At 70.3% G+C, this 15,603-nt stretch carries 15 protein-coding genes and 1 other RNA gene; 2 read left to right on the forward strand and 14 right to left on the reverse strand.

The window, feature by feature from the left end:
- Nucleotides 1-7: 7 nt before the first annotated feature.
- The 8 genes from ACZ3H8_RS24955 to ACZ3H8_RS24990 form a co-directional block, all read right to left on the reverse strand.
- On the reverse strand, nucleotides 8-2,308 hold the full coding sequence (locus tag ACZ3H8_RS24955; protein ID WP_467405348.1) for a HelD family protein: 2,301 nt from the start codon (nucleotides 2,306-2,308) through the stop codon (nucleotides 8-10).
- 61 nt (nucleotides 2,309-2,369) lie between these two features.
- Nucleotides 2,370-3,200 (reverse strand): anti-sigma factor family protein, encoded by an 831-nt coding sequence (locus ACZ3H8_RS24960; RefSeq protein WP_467405350.1) that lies wholly within the window; start codon nucleotides 3,198-3,200, stop codon nucleotides 2,370-2,372.
- Entirely contained in the window at nucleotides 3,197-3,784 is a 588-nt protein-coding gene (locus tag ACZ3H8_RS24965; RefSeq protein ID WP_142217417.1) for a sigma-70 family RNA polymerase sigma factor, read from the reverse strand. The genes ACZ3H8_RS24960 and ACZ3H8_RS24965 overlap by 4 nt, the downstream gene beginning before the upstream one ends.
- 131 nt (nucleotides 3,785-3,915) lie before the next feature.
- Complete coding sequence (locus tag ACZ3H8_RS24970) at nucleotides 3,916-4,518, reverse strand: CGNR zinc finger domain-containing protein (RefSeq protein ID WP_467405353.1); 603 nt, start codon at nucleotides 4,516-4,518, stop codon at nucleotides 3,916-3,918.
- Between the two features lie 204 nt (nucleotides 4,519-4,722).
- The gene (locus ACZ3H8_RS24975; protein ID WP_467405355.1) at nucleotides 4,723-5,259 is read right to left on the reverse strand and encodes a GNAT family N-acetyltransferase; all 537 of its coding nucleotides are present in this window, start codon (nucleotides 5,257-5,259) and stop codon (nucleotides 4,723-4,725) included.
- Nucleotides 5,260-5,310: 51 nt separating this feature from the next.
- A complete protein-coding gene (locus tag ACZ3H8_RS24980; protein WP_467405357.1) occupies nucleotides 5,311-6,453 on the reverse strand; it encodes a uroporphyrinogen-III synthase in 1,143 nt (380 codons plus the stop codon).
- A gap of 84 nt (nucleotides 6,454-6,537) precedes the next feature.
- Nucleotides 6,538-7,878 (reverse strand): nitrate/nitrite transporter, encoded by a 1,341-nt coding sequence (locus ACZ3H8_RS24985; RefSeq protein WP_467405359.1) that lies wholly within the window; start codon nucleotides 7,876-7,878, stop codon nucleotides 6,538-6,540.
- Nucleotides 7,879-7,972: 94 nt separating this feature from the next.
- Nucleotides 7,973-8,974, reverse strand: a complete 1,002-nt coding sequence (locus ACZ3H8_RS24990; RefSeq protein ID WP_467405472.1) for a LysR family transcriptional regulator — start codon at nucleotides 8,972-8,974, stop codon at nucleotides 7,973-7,975.
- Between the two features lie 274 nt (nucleotides 8,975-9,248).
- Between ACZ3H8_RS24990 and ACZ3H8_RS24995 the strand changes: the two genes are divergently transcribed.
- On the forward strand, nucleotides 9,249-10,505 hold the full coding sequence (locus ACZ3H8_RS24995) for an MFS transporter (protein WP_467405361.1): 1,257 nt from the start codon (nucleotides 9,249-9,251) through the stop codon (nucleotides 10,503-10,505).
- Nucleotides 10,506-10,532: 27 nt separating this feature from the next.
- On the opposite strand, the gene ssrA is transcribed toward ACZ3H8_RS24995, so the two are convergent.
- From ssrA to ftsE, 5 genes are all read right to left on the reverse strand, one after another.
- Nucleotides 10,533-10,917, reverse strand: a transfer-messenger RNA (tmRNA) gene (gene ssrA, locus ACZ3H8_RS25000).
- Between the two features lie 97 nt (nucleotides 10,918-11,014).
- Nucleotides 11,015-11,494 carry an SsrA-binding protein SmpB gene (gene smpB, locus ACZ3H8_RS25005; protein ID WP_398989795.1) on the reverse strand — a complete coding sequence of 160 codons (480 nt, stop codon included), beginning with the start codon at nucleotides 11,492-11,494 and terminating at the stop codon, nucleotides 11,015-11,017.
- A gap of 18 nt (nucleotides 11,495-11,512) precedes the next feature.
- On the reverse strand, nucleotides 11,513-12,664 hold the full coding sequence (locus ACZ3H8_RS25010) for a S41 family peptidase (protein ID WP_467405364.1): 1,152 nt from the start codon (nucleotides 12,662-12,664) through the stop codon (nucleotides 11,513-11,515).
- Nucleotides 12,665-12,731: 67 nt separating this feature from the next.
- On the reverse strand, nucleotides 12,732-13,649 hold the full coding sequence (ftsX, locus tag ACZ3H8_RS25015) for a permease-like cell division protein FtsX (protein ID WP_467405367.1): 918 nt from the start codon (nucleotides 13,647-13,649) through the stop codon (nucleotides 12,732-12,734).
- A gap of 40 nt (nucleotides 13,650-13,689) precedes the next feature.
- Entirely contained in the window at nucleotides 13,690-14,379 is a 690-nt protein-coding gene (gene ftsE / locus ACZ3H8_RS25020) for a cell division ATP-binding protein FtsE (protein ID WP_266475950.1), read from the reverse strand.
- 249 nt (nucleotides 14,380-14,628) lie between these two features.
- Here ftsE and ACZ3H8_RS25025 point away from each other — a divergent pair, with 249 nt between their 5' ends.
- Nucleotides 14,629-14,823 (forward strand): hypothetical protein, encoded by a 195-nt coding sequence (locus ACZ3H8_RS25025; RefSeq protein ID WP_307663101.1) that lies wholly within the window; start codon nucleotides 14,629-14,631, stop codon nucleotides 14,821-14,823.
- Between the two features lie 86 nt (nucleotides 14,824-14,909).
- Here ACZ3H8_RS25025 and ACZ3H8_RS25030 read toward each other — a convergent pair whose 3' ends face one another.
- On the reverse strand, nucleotides 14,910-15,572 hold the full coding sequence (locus tag ACZ3H8_RS25030) for a hypothetical protein (RefSeq protein ID WP_467405370.1): 663 nt from the start codon (nucleotides 15,570-15,572) through the stop codon (nucleotides 14,910-14,912).
- Between the last annotated feature and the right edge of the window lie 31 nt (nucleotides 15,573-15,603).

Below are 15,603 nucleotides of genomic sequence, written 5' to 3' on the forward strand. Positions count from 1 at the left end.
CTCTCCATCAGTCCCGCAGCAGGTCCGGCACCCCGTTCGCGTCCGGCTCGTCGCGCCGGTCCGAGACCACCGTCAACTGCTGGGTCGCCCGGGTCAGCGCCACGTACAGAACCCGCAGCCCGGCCGGGGACTCGTCCGCGATCTCCGCGGGCGAGACGACGACCGTCGCGTCGTACTCCAGGCCCTTCGCCTCGAGCGAGCCGAGCGCGACCACACGTTCGCCGAGCCCGGCCAGCCAACGCGCCGCCTGCTCGCGCCGGTTCATCGCGACCACCACGCCGACCGTGCCGTCGACCCGGTCCAGCAGGCGCTGCGCCTGGGCCCGTACGGCCTGGGCCAGATTCCCGTCCCGTACGACCGCGAAGCTCGGCTGCACGCCCGTGGAGCGGACCGCGGACGGGGACTCCATGCCGGGCATGGCGAGCGCCAGCACCTTGGCCGCGAGCTCGGCGATCTCAGCCGGGTTGCGGTAGTTGACGGTGAGCTGGAAGCGGCGGCGCGGGCGGGAGCCGAGCGCCTCGTCGCGGGCCTCGGCCGCCTCGTCCGGGGACGACCAGGACGACTGCGCCGGGTCGCCGACGACCGTCCAGGTGGCGTGCCGGCCGCGGCGGCCGACCATCCGCCACTGCATGGGGGTCAGGTCCTGCGCCTCGTCCACGATGACATGCGCGTACTCGGTACGTTCCTGAGCCAGCCGCTCGGCCCGTTCGTACTGGGTCTCCTCGCGCTGCGGCATCAGCTCCTCCAGACCGGTGAGCTGGTCCAGCGGATCGAGTTCGCGCCTGCGTCTGGGGCGGGCCGGGGTGCCGAGCAGCGTCTGCAGCTCGTCGAGGAGCGCCACGTCGTGTACGGACAGGCCTTCGCGGCGCAGCGAGCGGGCGAGGCGGCGCACCTCGCCCGGGTTGAGGATCCGGCGAGCCCAGCGGCCGAGCAGCTTCTCGTCGGCCATCGCGGTGAGCACCCGGCGCGGGGTGAGCTCGGGCCACCAGGCGTCCAGGAAGCCGATGAAAGCGTCCTCGGTGGCCACGTCTTCGTCGAAGGAGGACCGCAGCTCGGCGGCGAGCTCCGGGTCGGTGTGACGGGTCGCGGCGCCCGACTTGGCGTACAGGGCGTCGAGCAGCAGCCTGCGGGCACGCGGGCGCAGCAGATTGACCGGGGCGGTGCCGCCCAGCACCGCCTGGCGGATGCGATGGAGCTCGTCGGCCTCCAGCTCGACGCGGCGCCCGAAGGCGACGACGCGCAGCCGGTCCGGGCCGTCCCCCCGCTCCAGCGCGCCCCGGGCGGCCTTGCGGAGCACCTTCAGCATCCGCGAGGAGCCCTTGACGCGGGCCACGGCAGGTTCGTCGTACGCCGTGGCCTCCACGCCGTCCACCAGATTGCCGACCGCGCGGATCGCGACCTGCCCCTCCTCGCCCAGCGAGGGCAGCACGCCCTCGGTGTACGCGACGAGCAGCGGGGTCGGCGAGACGATCAGGATGCCGCCCGCGTACCGCCGGCGGTCCTGGTAGAGCAGATACGCCGCCCGGTGCAGGGCCACGGCGGTCTTGCCGGTGCCGGGCCCGCCCTCCACATAGGTGACGGACGCGGCGGGGGCCCGGATCACCAGGTCCTGCTCCGCCTGGATGGAGGCGACGATGTCCCGCATGGTGTGGCTGCGGGCCTGCCCGAGCGCCGCCATCAGCGCGCCGTCCCCGACGACCGGGAGCTGCTCCCCGTCCAGCGTGGCGATCAGCTCCGGGCGCATCAGGTCGTCCTCGACGCCGAGAACCTTGCGGCCCTTGGAGCGGATGACCCGGCGGCGTACCACCCGGCCCGGATCGACCGGGGTCGAGCGGTAGAAGGGAGCGGCGGCCGGGGCGCGCCAGTCGATGACCAGCGGCGCGTAGTCGGAGTCGAGGACTCCGATACGGCCGATGTGCAGGGTCTCCCCGATGTCGGCCGTGTTGTCCGCCCGTACGGCCTCGTCCGCGGGCTCGACCGAGGTGTACGCGCCGTCCGGGCCCTTCTTGCCGTCCTTGCCGTGCAGCAGGTCGATCCGGCCGAACAGGAAGTCCTCGAACTCGTTGTTCAGCCGGTTGAGGTGCACTCCCGCCCGGAAGACCTGGGCGTCCCGCTCGGCGAGTGCGCCCGGCGTGCCGACCTGCCCGCGTTTGGCGGCATCGTGCATGAGGAACTCCGCCTCGTGGATCTTCTCCTCGAGGCGGCGGTACACCTGATTCAGATGTTCCTGCTCGATACCGATCTCGCGGTCTCGTACGGAATCGACACCGGGATCAGCGGTTTCGACAGCGGCATCCTGCGCGGCCACCGAGGCCCCCTTCTGACGTGCACTGGGCAGCCGTCAACCGTACGCGAAGGGGGCGAATCTGTCAGGCTTCGACCTCCACCAGTCGCTTGCCGTCGAAGGTACGGACCTCGAAGTGGTCGATGTCGTTCCGGTCCATCGCCGCTCCGCCGTGGACGTAGAGCGGGTTCTTGCCCAACTTGTTCGGGCTGTCCTCGATGCCGTAACCCCACTTCGGGACGGCCCAGGAGGTCACGACCTCTTCCTCGCCGCTCTTGGAGACGGCGATCAGATTGCACTTGAGCGGGCCCTTGACGTTCTTCAGTTCGAGAACGGTGTGGGTGCCCCAGCCCTTCTCTTCCAGACCGACGGTCGCGCTGACCTTGGTGGTCGCGTCCGTGGCCTGCACCTTCTCGTTCATGTGGTTGAAGAAGGCGTCCTCGGCGGGACTGGTGGGGTGCGGATCGGTGAGCGCCTGGTTGTTGCTGCCGGTGTCGTCAGCCGTGACCACGACCGCGACGGTGGGACCACCGATGATCAGGGCCGCGGCGGCCGCGACCAGATACATGCCGCGCCGGCGCTTGGCCGCGCGCTTGGCGGCGACCTCGTCGAGCAGTCCGCCGAGCAGCTGCGGGCGGGGCGCGGTGGGCACCACGGGGACCGGTCGCGGCGGCGGGACGTCGGGCGTGAACCGCATGCCGGGCATGTTCAGCACATTCGGCTGCTGCACCGGCACCGGGGCCTCAGCCAGCATGGCCAGCATCGGCTCCATTCCGGAGAACTCCTCGAGGTGGGCGGCGCAGATGTCGCAGCCCGCCAGATGCGCCTCGAAGGCGGAGGCGTCTGCGTCGTCCAGAATGCCGAGCACATACGCGCCGACAGCATCGTGTACGGATTCCTGCTCATACATGGTCATGCCGTGACCCCCCTCTCCTCCAGAGCGAGCTTCATGGAACGGAGTGCGTAGAACACCCGGGAGCGCACCGTCCCACTGGGTATGCCGAGCGTCTCGGCCGCCTCATTGACCGTACGCCCCTTGAAATACGTCTCGACAAGAACTTCCCTGTGGGCGGGCGTCAAATCATCGAGCGCATCCGAGAGCGTCATCAGCCACAACGCCTTGTCGATCTCGTCCTCCGCGGGCATGACCTCCAGCGGCGACGGATCGACCTCCTGCGGCCGGGCCTGCCGGCTGCGGTGACCGTCGATGACGATGCGGCGTGCGACCGTCACCAGCCAGGGTCGGACAGAGCCGGTGGCTCGGTTGAGCTGACCGGCGTTCTTCCAGGCACGGATGAGCGTCTCCTGCACCACGTCCTCGGCTCGCTGGCGGTCGCCGGCGACGAGACGGAGTACATAGGCGAGCAAAGGTCCCGCATGTTCGCGATACAGCGCGCGCATGAGCTCCTCGTCAGGTGCTGAGGAGTCGTTGCGTGGCTTCTCGCTGCGATGGCGGGCCCTTTGCGGACGGTCATCGGCCACGGCGGCATCCTTGCGCACCTGAACCTCCTGGTCGAGACCCTGATTTTGGCTGACTGCTTCTCCCCCATCACTACGGGGGCCGCAGACGCATCACTCAACGTCCCGCCAAAAAAGTTTCAAGATCTTTTGAGGGACGGCCCGAGCCGGCCTCAGGCCCTCGCCACGGCGGCCCTGCGCCGGTGTCTGGCGACCCGCTCGCGGTTGCCGCACACCTCGCTGGAGCACCAGCGCCGCCGCCGTCCGCGGGAGGTGTCCAGATAGACGCGGCGGCAGTTGTCACCCTCGCACTGCCGCAGCCTCGCCCGGGCCGGCGGGTCGGTCAGCAGCTCCACGGCGTCGCGGGCGACAGCGGCGAGCAGCGCCCCGCACTCGGGCGCGGCGCTCAGCGCCCGTACGAGCGAGCCCTGCGCGTCGCGTACGGCCCGGATGCCGGGCGGCGCTCCCGCGGCGAGGGCGTTGACCCGCTCCAGCGCCGACTCGGCGCCGCGGCCTTCGATCTGAGCCCGCACCAACTGGCCCAGGCAGTCCCGCAGTTCGACGAAGCGCCCCACCCACTGGCCCTCGACGGCCGCCAGCTGTGTGCCCGCGGGCACCAGACCGGCTCCGACCAGCCACCGGCCGAGCCGCCCGGGCCCGTCCAGCGGCTCACGCCCGCCGGTGGCCGCCTCCGCGGTCGCCACCAGGTCAAGGCAGATCCGCCCGGAGTCGAACCTCCAGTCGTACGCGGCCGCACCCGTCGCGCCTGCCGCCATGCGCCTGTCACCACCTCGGGTCACTTCCGGGTATCCCCACCAGAGTGCCCGTCCGGGCGTGCGGCCGGAACCCCTCCTCGCGCCCGGTCCGGCCGCACACCGCACGATCTAGTCGCGGGCGATGTCCGGAGCGATGTCCTCGTACTGCGGGGACGACTCGTCCGGGCGCTCCGTCAGGTTGCGTGCCTCAGGGGCCGCCGCTCTTCAGGGAGTCGGCGGGTCGTCGTGCAGGATCCGCTGGAAAAGGCGGTGGTCGCGCCAGGCGCCGTCGATGTGCAGATAGCGCGGTGCCGTGCCGATCAGCTCGAAGGAGCACTTGGCGAGGACGCGCTGGGAGGCGGCGTTGGCGATGAGGGTGCCCGCCTGGACGCGGTGCAGGCCCAAGTCCTCGCGAGCGGCCCGGCAGACCTCCTCGACCGCGCGCGTGGCGAGCCCGCGGCCGGTGTACTCGGCGTCGATCCAGTAGCCGAGATTCCCGCTGCGAAACGGTCCCAGCGCGATGCCGGAAAGGGTGATCCCGCCGATGACGCGCGGGCCTTCGGTGAAGTGCCAGCGCCTGGTGGCCGGATGAGGGGCGAGCCGGGCGGCCTGCCCTTCGGGGGTGTAGTACGCCTCGGGACGGTTGGGCTCCCAGGGACGCATGTGGTCGCGATTACGGACCAGGGCCCGGGCGACTTCCTCGGCGAGGCGGGCGGCGGCGTCCGGCCCGTCAGGCTCCAGGCGTACGGGATCAGTGCTCATCCTGCGTACCGTAGACGCCCGGACAGGCTCTTGCGCGACCGTTTTCGTACGTCACACGTCCGCGTACTTGGTGTCGGCGGCCGGGTCCAGCGCCAGCCGGTAGCCCCGTTTGACGACCGTCTGGATCAGCTTGGGCGCGCCGAGTGCCGTGCGCAGCCGGGCCATCGCCGTCTCGACGGCGTGCTCGTCGCGGCCCGCGCCCGGCAGCGTCCGCAGCAGGTCGGAGCGGGAGACGACCCAGCCGGGGCGCCGGGACAGCGCGCGCAGCAGGGCCATTCCGGCGGGCGGCACGGGCCGCAAGTCGTCGTCGACCAGGACCGCGTGGCCGCGGATCTCGACGCGGCGGCCCGCAATCGGCAGCGTACGGGCCCGGGACGGCAGCTCCAGGCCGATCAGCTGCACCAGCGGGCCGAGCCGGAAGCGCTCCGGCTGCACCGTGGCGATGCCGTGGGCCTGCAGCGGCAGCGCGGTGACAGGCCCCACGCAGGCGGCCAGCACATCGTGGTCGAGAGCGTGCAGCAGCTCGGGGAGGAGTCCGCGGGTCTCGGCGCGGGAGAGCAGCGAGGCGGCGGCCGGGGCGCTGGTGAAGGTGAGGGCGTCCAGGGCGCGCGCGACAGTCGCGTCGAGCATGCGGTCGAGCGGTGCGAGGTCCTGCGGCGGCATCCACCGGTAGACGGGTACGACGACGACATCGGCGCCCCCGGCCCGTAGCGACTCCACGAAACCGGGCAGCGGCTCGCCGTGCAGCTGGAGCGCGATCCGGCGGCCCGCGACGCCCTGGGTGAGCAGCCGGTCGAGCACCTCGGCCATCGATTCGGACGGCGGGGACCACTCCTCGGTCAGCCCGGCGGCGCGGATCGCGCCCTTCACCTTCGGCCCGCGGGCCAGCAGCTCCACACCGCGCAGCCGGGCCAGCAGCTCCTCGCCGTACCCCCAGCCGTCCGCGGCCTCCACCCAGCCGCGGAAGCCGATCGCGGTGGTGGCGACCACCACATCGGGCCCGTGGTCGATCAGCTCCTTGGTGGCGGCGAGCAGTTCGGCGTCGTCTGCGAGCGGGACGATACGCAGGGCGGGGGCGTGGACGACGGCGGCGCCGCGTCGGCAGAGCAGCGCGCCGAGCTCGTCGGCGCGCCGTGCCGCGGTGACGCCGACGGTGAATCCGGCGAGCGGCCCGGGCAGCTTTTGGTCGTGCATGGCTGTCGTCCCCACGTATGCGGATGGGTGGCCGAGCCTGCCAACGGGGCGTGACAGACTCGGTTCGCCTGGATTTCCCCGGTGTTACACCTCTGCGTAACTGAGCTGCGGCTTCGCCTCCGCAACCGGTGCCGCCTCGGTGGCGGGCCGGCGAAGGTATACCGCCCAAGTGACCGTGAAACAGGCCGCGTAGAAGGCGAGGAAGGCGACGAACGCCGACGTGCCGGTGCCCGCGGTCAGGAAGGACTGGCGGAAGGCGAGGTTGATACCGAGCCCGCCGAGCGCGCCCACCGCGCCGATCAGCCCCATGGACGCGCCGGACAGCCGCCGCCCGTACGCGGCCGCCGCCTCGCCGGTCATGCCCTTTGCAACCGCCTTCGCCTGGAAAATGCCCGGGATCATCTTGTACGTGGAGCCGTTGCCGACCCCGGTCAGCACGAAGAGCGCGATGAACGCGGTGGTGAAGAGCGCCAGCGACTCCTGGACCGAGGCGAGCACGACGACCCCCGTGGCCGCCCCCATCCCGAGGAAGTTCCACAGGGTGATGCGCGCGCCGCCGAAGCGGTCGGCGAGCCGTCCGCCGACCGGCCGGATCAGCGAGCCGAGCAGCGGCCCGATGAAGGTGATGGACGCGGCCTGCAGCGGCGTACGCCCGAACTGCGTCTGGAGGACCAGACCGAAGGCGAAGCTGTAGCCGATGAACGACCCGAAGGTGCCGATGTAGAGGAAGGACATGATCCAGGTGTGCGGATCGCGCACGGCGTCCTTCGACGCCCCGGTGTCGTTCTTGACCGGGGCGAGGTTGTCCATGAAGAGCGCGGCGCAGATCGCGGAGACGGCGATGAAGGGGAGGTAGATCCCGAGCAGCACACGCGGTCCGCCGGCCGCGCCGATGACCGCGAGTCCGGCCAGCTGCACGACGGGCACCCCGATGTTGCCGCCGCCCGCGTTCAGTCCGAGCGCCCAGCCCTTCTTCCGCAGCGGGAAGAAGGAGTTGATGTTGGTCATCGATGAGGCGAAGTTCCCGCCGCCCACGCCGGTGAGCATCGCGACCAGCATGAACGTGGTGTACGAGGTCCCGGGCTCCATCACCAGGAAGGCGGCGGTCGTCGGCAGGAGCAGCATCGACGCCGCGACGATGGTCCAGTTACGCCCGCCGAAGCGGGCGACGGCGAAGGTGTACGGGACCCGGATAAAGGCGCCGACCAGCGTCGCCATGGCCACCAGGAAGAACTTGCCGGCCGGGTCGATCCCGTACTCCGGTCCCATGAACAGGACCAGGACGGACCACAAGGTCCATATCGAGAACCCGATGTGCTCGGAGAGGATGGAGAAGATCAGATTGCGTCGCGCAACCCGCTCTCCTCCCGCCTCCCAGAAAGCCTCGTCCTCAGGGTCCCAATGTTCGATCCATCGGCCAGCCATCACAAGCCTCCACGGGTGTCGGGTGTGGGAGGGACGCTAGGAGCGGCGCGTTTCGCCCCCGGTGACCCGAGGTGACCGGCGCGAAACCTTGCTCTCACCCGGCGGCCTGCGCGTCTGTGAGCCGCCGGGCGTCACTCATGATCGGCTGGTCGTCACTCATGAGCGATATGTCGTCTTCAGGCAGCCAGTGGGCGGGATCACGGTCCAGCCAGCCCTCCTCCGCGGCCAGTCGCGCGGCGGCCGCCCGCAGCGCGTCAATGCCCGGGTGCCGGAGCCCCTTGCGCCACACCAGCGAGAGGGGCGACAGCGGTACGGGATCGACGACCGGGCGCAGCACGCTGTCCGGCATAGCCGGAAAATCGACGACCGCCAGGACCGGGTTGCGGGTCTTGGCCATCACCCGCCGGAACTCCTCGGCTCCGATGGCCACGGGCGCGGGCGGGGCGATGCGAATCCCCCGCCCGGCGAAGAGCCGGAGCGCCAGATCCGTCCACTCCAGGGTCCGCGGATTGCCCGCCCCCGCGTACACGCTCTCACCCGCGAGCGCGTCCAGCGGGATGCGCGCCAGCCCGGCGAGCGGGTGGTCGTGCGGCAGCAGGACGGCCATCGGCTCGTACCGTACGGGCTGATGGGACAGGAGCGCCCGTACGGCCGGTTCGAGCCCGGCGAAGCGCCCGAAGGAGACATCGAGCCGCCCGGCGACGATCTCGGCGGCGGCGCCGGTCAGCCCGCTCTCGAAGCGGGCCATCAGCTCGCACTCGGGGGCGATCTCCCGCGCCCGCGCGAGGACTCGGCCGGATGCCATGCCCTCGCTGTTGAGATCGACGAGCAGCGGCCGCGAGGCCCCCGCGGCGGCCGCCAGCAGATCGTCCTGGGCCGCCAGCACCCGCCGGGCGTACGGCAGCAGCCGCTCGCCGTCGGCCGTGAGGGTCACCTGCCGGGTGGTCCGTACGAACAACTCGGCGCCCATCTCGCGCTCCAGCCGCCGGATGTCGCGGCTGAGGGCCTGCTGCGCGACATACAGGCGGGCGGCGGCACGGGTGAAGTGCAGCTCGCCGGCGACGGCGACGAAGGCGCGGAGCAGGCGGGGGTCCATGTCTCGGGGCACGCCGTTGAATCTACAACGCGAGTGCGTCAATGGCGTCGGAGCAGGTGTTGGACCGCGTGAGGGCCTCGCGGCGAGGGTTGGGGCCATGCCGCATTCAGCCAGCTCTCCCGCCGACGCCTGCGGCGGGGCTGTTCCCCACCCCGTCCCTTCCCGAACTGGGGGCAAGCCCCCAGACCCCCGTACGCCCTCCGGGCGAGTCCTCAATCGCCGGACGGGCTCCAATGGAGCCCCTGGGGGTCCCCCCGGACGAAGTCTGGGGGAGATGGAGGAGCGGGGTCCGGGGCGGAGCCCCAGTTACGGGAACGGGCGGGGTGGGGGCAAACCCCGCAAGCCCGGCCCCCTCTCCTCCTACCGGCAACTCTTCGCACCCCCCGGCGCCCCCGCCTTCACCGCAGGCAACCTCCTCGCCCGCCTCCCCATGGGCATGTTCAGCGTCAGCGCCGTCATCATGATCGCCGGATCGCGCGGTTCGTACGCCCTCGCCGGAGCCGTCACCGCGACCGGGCTCGCCGTCACCGCGCTGGTCGCGCCGTGGACCGCGCGGCTCGTGGACCGGCACGGGCAGGCCCGTATCGCCGTGCCCGCCACCGCGCTCGCCGCGCTCGGCTCGCTGGCCCTCCTGCTCTGCGTGCATTACGACGCGCCCGACTGGACGCTCTTCGCCGCGTACGCCGCGACCGCCACCACGCCCAACACCGGCGGCATGTCCCGCGCCCGCTGGGCCCACATCCACCGCGGGGACCCGGCCACGCTGCACACCGCGAACTCCTTCGAGCAGGCCGCCGACGAGCTGTGCTTCATGCTCGGACCGGTGCTCGCGGCGTTCCTGTGCGCCGCGCTCTTCCCGGAGGCGGGCACGCTCACGGGCGCGGTCCTGATGCTGACCGGCGTACTGATCTTCGCGGCCCAGCGCTCCACAGAGCCGCCGGTCACGCCCCGCCCGGCCGGGACCCGCTCCCCGCTGCGTACGGCCGGGATGGCGCCGCTGCTCGCCGTCTTCCTCGCCACCGGCGCGGTCTTCGGCGCGCTGGAGGTCACCACGCTCGCGTATCTGGACAACCTGGGGGCGGGGCTGCTGCTCGCACTGCAGGCCGCCGGGTCGTGCGTGGCAGGCCTGCTGTACGGGGCGATGCGCCCCGCCCGCAGCCTGCCCGGCCGACTGGCCGGCACTCTCGCTGCCATGACCGCCCTGATGACCCTGCCGCTGCTCGCCGCCCGCACGGGCTCGGCGGCCCTCCTCGCCGTCGCCCTGCTGCTGGCGGGCGCGGCGACCGCGCCGACGATGGTGACCGGAATGACCCTGGTCCAGCGGCTGACCCCGCAGAACAGCCTGAACGAGGGCATGACGCTCGCCGTCACCGCCATTCTCGGCGGCATCGCAGTCGGCTCGGCGACGGCCGGCTGGACGGTGGAGCACCTGGGCGCGGCGCACGGCTACGCCATCCCGTCATCGGCGGCGGCACTGGCCCTGGTCGTTGCCCTCACGGTGGCGGGCACGACAAAGGCCCGGCTGTCGTGACAGCCGGGCCTTCGCCTCACATGGGATGAGTGGAGATGGCGGGAATCGAACCCGCGTCCAACGGTGCAGAATCAGGGCTTCTCCGAGCGCAGTTCGCTGCGATTTTCTCAGCCCCGGAGATCACGCGAACAAGTCTCCGACGGGCTCAGTCACTGTTTGATTTCCCTCTGCGCCCCGTGACCGGGCTCAGAGGTTTAGTCCCCTAGCTGATGCCAGGATCCGGGTCGGGAACAGCCCCGGGCTGACACCCGAAGGCCTTCGCTAGCTGCTAATTAGGCAGCGAGCGCGAAGGCGCGGGAATCGCTCTTGGAATTGGCGATTATTGGTTGCGACATATGGTTAACGAGATCATTGCCGCTTCCTCGGCTCGCTTCCCCTGCTTCGACATCCGCTGTCGAAACCGATCATCCCCATGTTGAGTTTTCAATGCATGCACCCGCTGTGAGGTGCAGATGCCATCGTACGTGACCAACGCACGACGGTGCCACCATATTCCGCTCGGTCGGGCGTCAGGCCCGCTGCCGCCGCTTCACCGCCGAGATCGCGCGGTCCGTCTCGCGCCGGTCCTGCTTCTCCCGCAGCGTCTGCCGCTTGTCGTACTCCTTCTTGCCCTTCGCCAGCGCGATCTCGACCTTCGCCCGGCCGTCCTTGAAGTACAGCACCAGCGGCACGATCGTGTGCCCCGTCTCCTGCGACTTCGACTCGAGCTTGTCGATCTCTGCGCGGTGCATCAGCAGCTTCCGCTTGCGCCGCGCGCTGTGGTTGGTCCACGTCCCCTGGGTGTACTCCGGCACGTGCACGTTGTGCAGCCACGCTTCGTGATCGTCGATCTGGACGAAGCCGTCCACCAGCGAGGCCCGCCCCTGACGCAGCGACTTCACCTCGGTACCTGTCAGCACGAGACCGCACTCGTAGGTGTCGAGGATGTGGTAGTCGTGCCGCGCCTTCTTGTTCTGCGCGATCAGCTTGCGCCCTTTTTCCTTAGCCATAGTGCGGTCATTTTCGCACTAAGACCCGCCCCCGAGGCCACTCAATACTGTCTGGGCCCGTTCCTCGGCCCCCTCGCTCGCTGCGAGGTCCGGGGTGATGCCCCTGCCATCCACGCTGTGCCCGGCCGGGGTGCGGTAGTGGCCGACGGTCAGCTCGGCGACCGAGCCGTCGGGCAGCCGGCTGGGCATCTGGACCGAGCCCTTGCCGAAGGTGCGCGATCCGACGGTGATCGCCCGGCCACGGTCCTGCAGCGCCCCGGTGACCAGCTCGGCGGCGCTCATCGTGCCGCCGTCGACCAGGGCGACGACGGGTCTCTCGGTGTCCCCGCCGGGCGGGGCGTACAGCGCGCGCTGCTCGCCCCGTATGTCGTACGTGGCGACCAGACCGCCGTCCAGGAAGGCGGAGGCGGCGGTGACGGCCTCGGTGACCAGGCCGCCCGCGTTGCCGCGCAGATCGAGCAGAACGCCGATGCCCGCAGGGGTGCCCCGGACCGCGTCCCGCACCTGCGTGCCCGCGCCCTTGGTGAAGGAGGCGACCTTGATCATGACGGCGCCGCCCGCCAGCTGCCGGACGGTGACCGCCTCGGTGGTCAGCGTGGTGCGCAGCAGCTTCTCGGTCCAGGCCCGGCCGTCGCGCTCCAGGCCCAGCGTGACCCCCGTACGGTCGCCGCCGCGCAGCAGCGCCACCACCTCGGTGACGGGGCGCTTGTCGACCGTGAGGCCGTCGATCGTACGGAGCCGGTCGCCGGCCTTGATGCCCGCCTTGGCGGCGGGGCCGCCGGGCTGGACCCTGGCGACCTCTACCCGCCCGTCCCCGGCCCGGCGCGCCCACAGGCCCACGCCGGTGTACTCACCGTCGAGGGCCTGCTCGAACTCCTCGTACTCGCTCTTGTCGTACACCGCGCCCCAGCGGTCCCCGCTGCGGCTGACGACGTCCTCGGCCGCTTCCGTACCGGACTTGCCGTCGGCCATCGCCTCGGCAGCGGCACGGGCGACGTCGTCGCCGTCGACGGTCGCGGCGGCAGAGCGGGCGGAGAGGGGCGGAGCGTTCTTGTCGCGCGGCAGCGCGTTGGTGGCGGCCGCGGTGGCGAGAACGCTTGCGAAGACCAATGTCAGGGCCGCCCCGCGGCGGATGCGGCGGGGCCGAGGGCTGAACTCCGGGCCCGGCATGGCGAACACTCTAGGACAAGCGAAAGGCGCCGTACGGCGGTTGACCGCACGGCGCCAGGGGTGCTTGTCACACCTTGAGGTACTTGCGCAATGCGATGAAAGCAGCCATGGCGGGCATCAGCAGCCCGATTGCGATCACCAGCGGGAGCTTGGTGACCACCGCGTCCCAGCCGATGAAGTTGACCAGTTGCATCTTCTCGGACAGCGCCAGACCGTGGTCGATCAGGAAATACCGGCCCACGAGCAGCATGGCGGAGGCGACCACGCCGCCCAGCAGACCGGCGAAGGCGGCCTCCATGATGAACGGCATCTGGATGTAGAAGCTGGAGGCTCCCACGAGCCGCATGATGCCGGTCTCACGCCTGCGGCTGAACGCCGAAACACGCACGGTGTTGACGATCAGCATCAGCGCAATCACCAGCATCAGCGCCATCACGAAGAGCGCGGCGACATTCATGCCGTTCATCAGGGAGAAGAGGTTCTCCAGGATGTTGCGCTGGTCCTGGACGGACTGCACACCGTCCCGGCCCGCGAAGGCGGTCGCGACGACCTTGTACTTCTCGGGGTCGTCCAGTTTGACCCGGAACGACTCCTGCATCTGGTCCGGCGTGATGGTGGACGCGATGGGAGTGTCGCCGTACTGCTCCCGGTAGTGCTTGTACGCCTCTTCGGCCGTCTCGCGGTGGACGGTGTCGACCACGTCCATCTTCTTGAGATCGCCTTCGATCTGCTGCTTCTGCTGGGCGGTTACGGCGCCCTTGGCGCACTTGGGGGACGTCGCCGCGTCGTTCTTGTTGCAGAGGAAGATCGAGACGTTGACCTTGTCGTACCAGAAGTCCTTCATCGTGCTGACCTGCTCGCGCATGAGCAGCGCTCCGCCGAAGAGGGCGAGTGAAAGGGCTACGGAGACGATGACGGCGAAGGTCATCGTGAGATTGCGGCGGAGACCGACGCCGATCTCCGACAGTACGAACTGGGCGCGCATGGCGAGTCTTTCAGCCTTTCAGTCGTGTCGCTCTACGGGCTCAGTGCTGGTAGCCGTAAACGCCGCGTGCCTGGTCGCGTACGAGACGGCCCTTTTCGAGCTCGATGACGCGCTTGCGCATCTGGTCGACGATGTTCTGGTCGTGAGTCGCCATGATCACCGTGGTACCGGTCCTGTTGATCCGGTCCAGCAGCTTCATGATGCCCACGGAGGTCTGCGGGTCGAGGTTGCCGGTCGGCTCGTCCGCGATCAGCAGCATGGGGCGGTTGACGAAGGCCCGCGCGATAGCGACGCGCTGCTGCTCACCGCCGGAGAGCTCACCGGGCATCCGGTCCTCCTTGCCGCCGAGGCCGACGAGGTCGAGGACCTGGGGCACGGCCTTGCGGATCTCACCGCGCGGCTTGCCGATGACCTCTTGCGCGAACGCCACGTTCTCCGCGACGGTCTTGTTGGGCAGCAGCCGGAAGTCCTGGAAGACCGTGCCCAGCTGGCGGCGCATGTGCGGCACCTTCCAGTTGGACAGCCGGGCCAGGTCCTTGCCGAGGACATGCACCAGGCCCTGGCTGGCGCGCTCCTCGCGCAGAACCAGCCGCAGGAAGGTCGACTTGCCGGAACCGGACGAGCCGACGAGGAAGACGAACTCTCCCTTGGCGATATCGAGTGAGACGTCGCGCAGGGCGGGGCGGCTCTGCTTGGGGTAGGTCTTGGAGACGTTGTCGAATCGGATCACGGGTGCACCACGGTCGGCCGGGAGTAGGTGTGCGTGACCTTACGCGAAGCGGACTGGCGCGCGCAGTCGACGCCATGAGTTGCGCATTTTGTCCCGTCATGGAAGGGGTGTAATCCGGCGGGGCGCGCCGAAACACGCGCGAGCTGGCACAGTGGTAGGGGAACAGTGGCGTTTCCCTGAGCGTTGTCGGCAGAGAACTGTGCTTACGGTCCGCGCCTGCGGCTCCGGCGCGCGGGAGGAGGAGAGCGCATGACCTACGACCGATTGGTGTGCGCCAACTGCGCGGCCCCGGTCACAGAGGGTCGCTGTCCGGTCTGCCGGGCGAACCGCGAGCGACTGCAGCAGCAGGGCCCATTCGGCGGCCTGAGCCCGGTGGCGCTGCTGACCCTGCTGGTGGTGTTGATCGCGGCCCTGGCACTGCTGGCCGCCCACCAGACCGCGTAGGACAGCTTTAGGCATACGGAAGGGCCCGGGGTGCTGTAGCACCCCGGGCCCTTCCGCGTACTGCTACGCGCTGTGTCGCTTGCCGCTTAGGCGACGGTGCGACCGCCACTCACGAGACGCGGCAGCATACGGAAGCCGATGCCACCGGCGATCATCGTCGCGGCACCGATGAGCAGGAAGGTGGTCTCGGCGGCGCCGGTCTCCGCCAGCTCCTCCTTGGCCTTGCCCTGCTCGACCGGCTTGGAGCCGGCGCTGTCGGTGTCGGTGTTGTCGGCGCACTCGGCACCGTCGAGGTCGACGGTGCAGGTGCCGGCGTCGCCGTCATTGCCGTTGCCGTTGCCGTTACCCGGGTTCGTCGGGTCCTCGGACGGGTCGTCGGTCGGCTTGCCGGTGGGCTTGTCCGTCGGCTTGCCCGTGGGCTTGTCGGTCGGCTTGCCCGTGGGCTTGTCCGTGGGGACATCGGTAGGAACGTCCGTGGGGACGTCCGTCGGAACATCGGTCGGGATGTCGGTGGGGACATCCGTCGGAATGTCCGTCGGAATGTCCGTCGGGATCTCAGTCGGGTCGGCGTCGATACCGATACCGGCGTCGATGCCACTCTCGTCGGCGTTGGCCGACACCTTGAGGGGACCCACGTCGATGCCGACACCGACGGCCGAGGCGGCGCCGGCGGCGGTCAGCGACGCACCGGCAGCGATCACCGCGCCGGCGGCTATTCGCGCCACACGGATCCGCGTCTTCTTGGTCATCTGGCTGCTACCCCCAGTAGCTAATCGTCAA

Source organism: Streptomyces sp. NPDC002868 (genome assembly GCF_055563295.1).

Coding starts and splice junctions, on each gene's coding strand:
- ACZ3H8_RS24980 (WP_467405357.1), bottom strand. CDS start 6,453: ATGCACGACCAAAAGCTGCCCGGGCCGCTCGCCGGATTCACCGTCGGC.
- ftsX (WP_467405367.1), bottom strand. CDS start 13,649: ATGCGCGCCCAGTTCGTACTGTCGGAGATCGGCGTCGGTCTCCGCCGC.
- ACZ3H8_RS24975 (WP_467405355.1), bottom strand. CDS start 5,259: ATGAGCACTGATCCCGTACGCCTGGAGCCTGACGGGCCGGACGCCGCC.
- ACZ3H8_RS24995 (WP_467405361.1), top strand. CDS start 9,249: ATGGAGGAGCGGGGTCCGGGGCGGAGCCCCAGTTACGGGAACGGGCGG.
- ACZ3H8_RS25010 (WP_467405364.1), bottom strand. CDS start 12,664: ATGCCGGGCCCGGAGTTCAGCCCTCGGCCCCGCCGCATCCGCCGCGGG.
- ACZ3H8_RS25025 (WP_307663101.1), top strand. CDS start 14,629: ATGACCTACGACCGATTGGTGTGCGCCAACTGCGCGGCCCCGGTCACA.
- ACZ3H8_RS24960 (WP_467405350.1), bottom strand. CDS start 3,200: ATGACCATGTATGAGCAGGAATCCGTACACGATGCTGTCGGCGCGTAT.
- ACZ3H8_RS25030 (WP_467405370.1), bottom strand. CDS start 15,572: ATGACCAAGAAGACGCGGATCCGTGTGGCGCGAATAGCCGCCGGCGCG.
- smpB (WP_398989795.1), bottom strand. CDS start 11,494: ATGGCTAAGGAAAAAGGGCGCAAGCTGATCGCGCAGAACAAGAAGGCG.
- ACZ3H8_RS24990 (WP_467405472.1), bottom strand. CDS start 8,974: ATGGACCCCCGCCTGCTCCGCGCCTTCGTCGCCGTCGCCGGCGAGCTG.
- ACZ3H8_RS24985 (WP_467405359.1), bottom strand. CDS start 7,878: ATGGCTGGCCGATGGATCGAACATTGGGACCCTGAGGACGAGGCTTTC.
- ACZ3H8_RS24970 (WP_467405353.1), bottom strand. CDS start 4,518: ATGGCGGCAGGCGCGACGGGTGCGGCCGCGTACGACTGGAGGTTCGAC.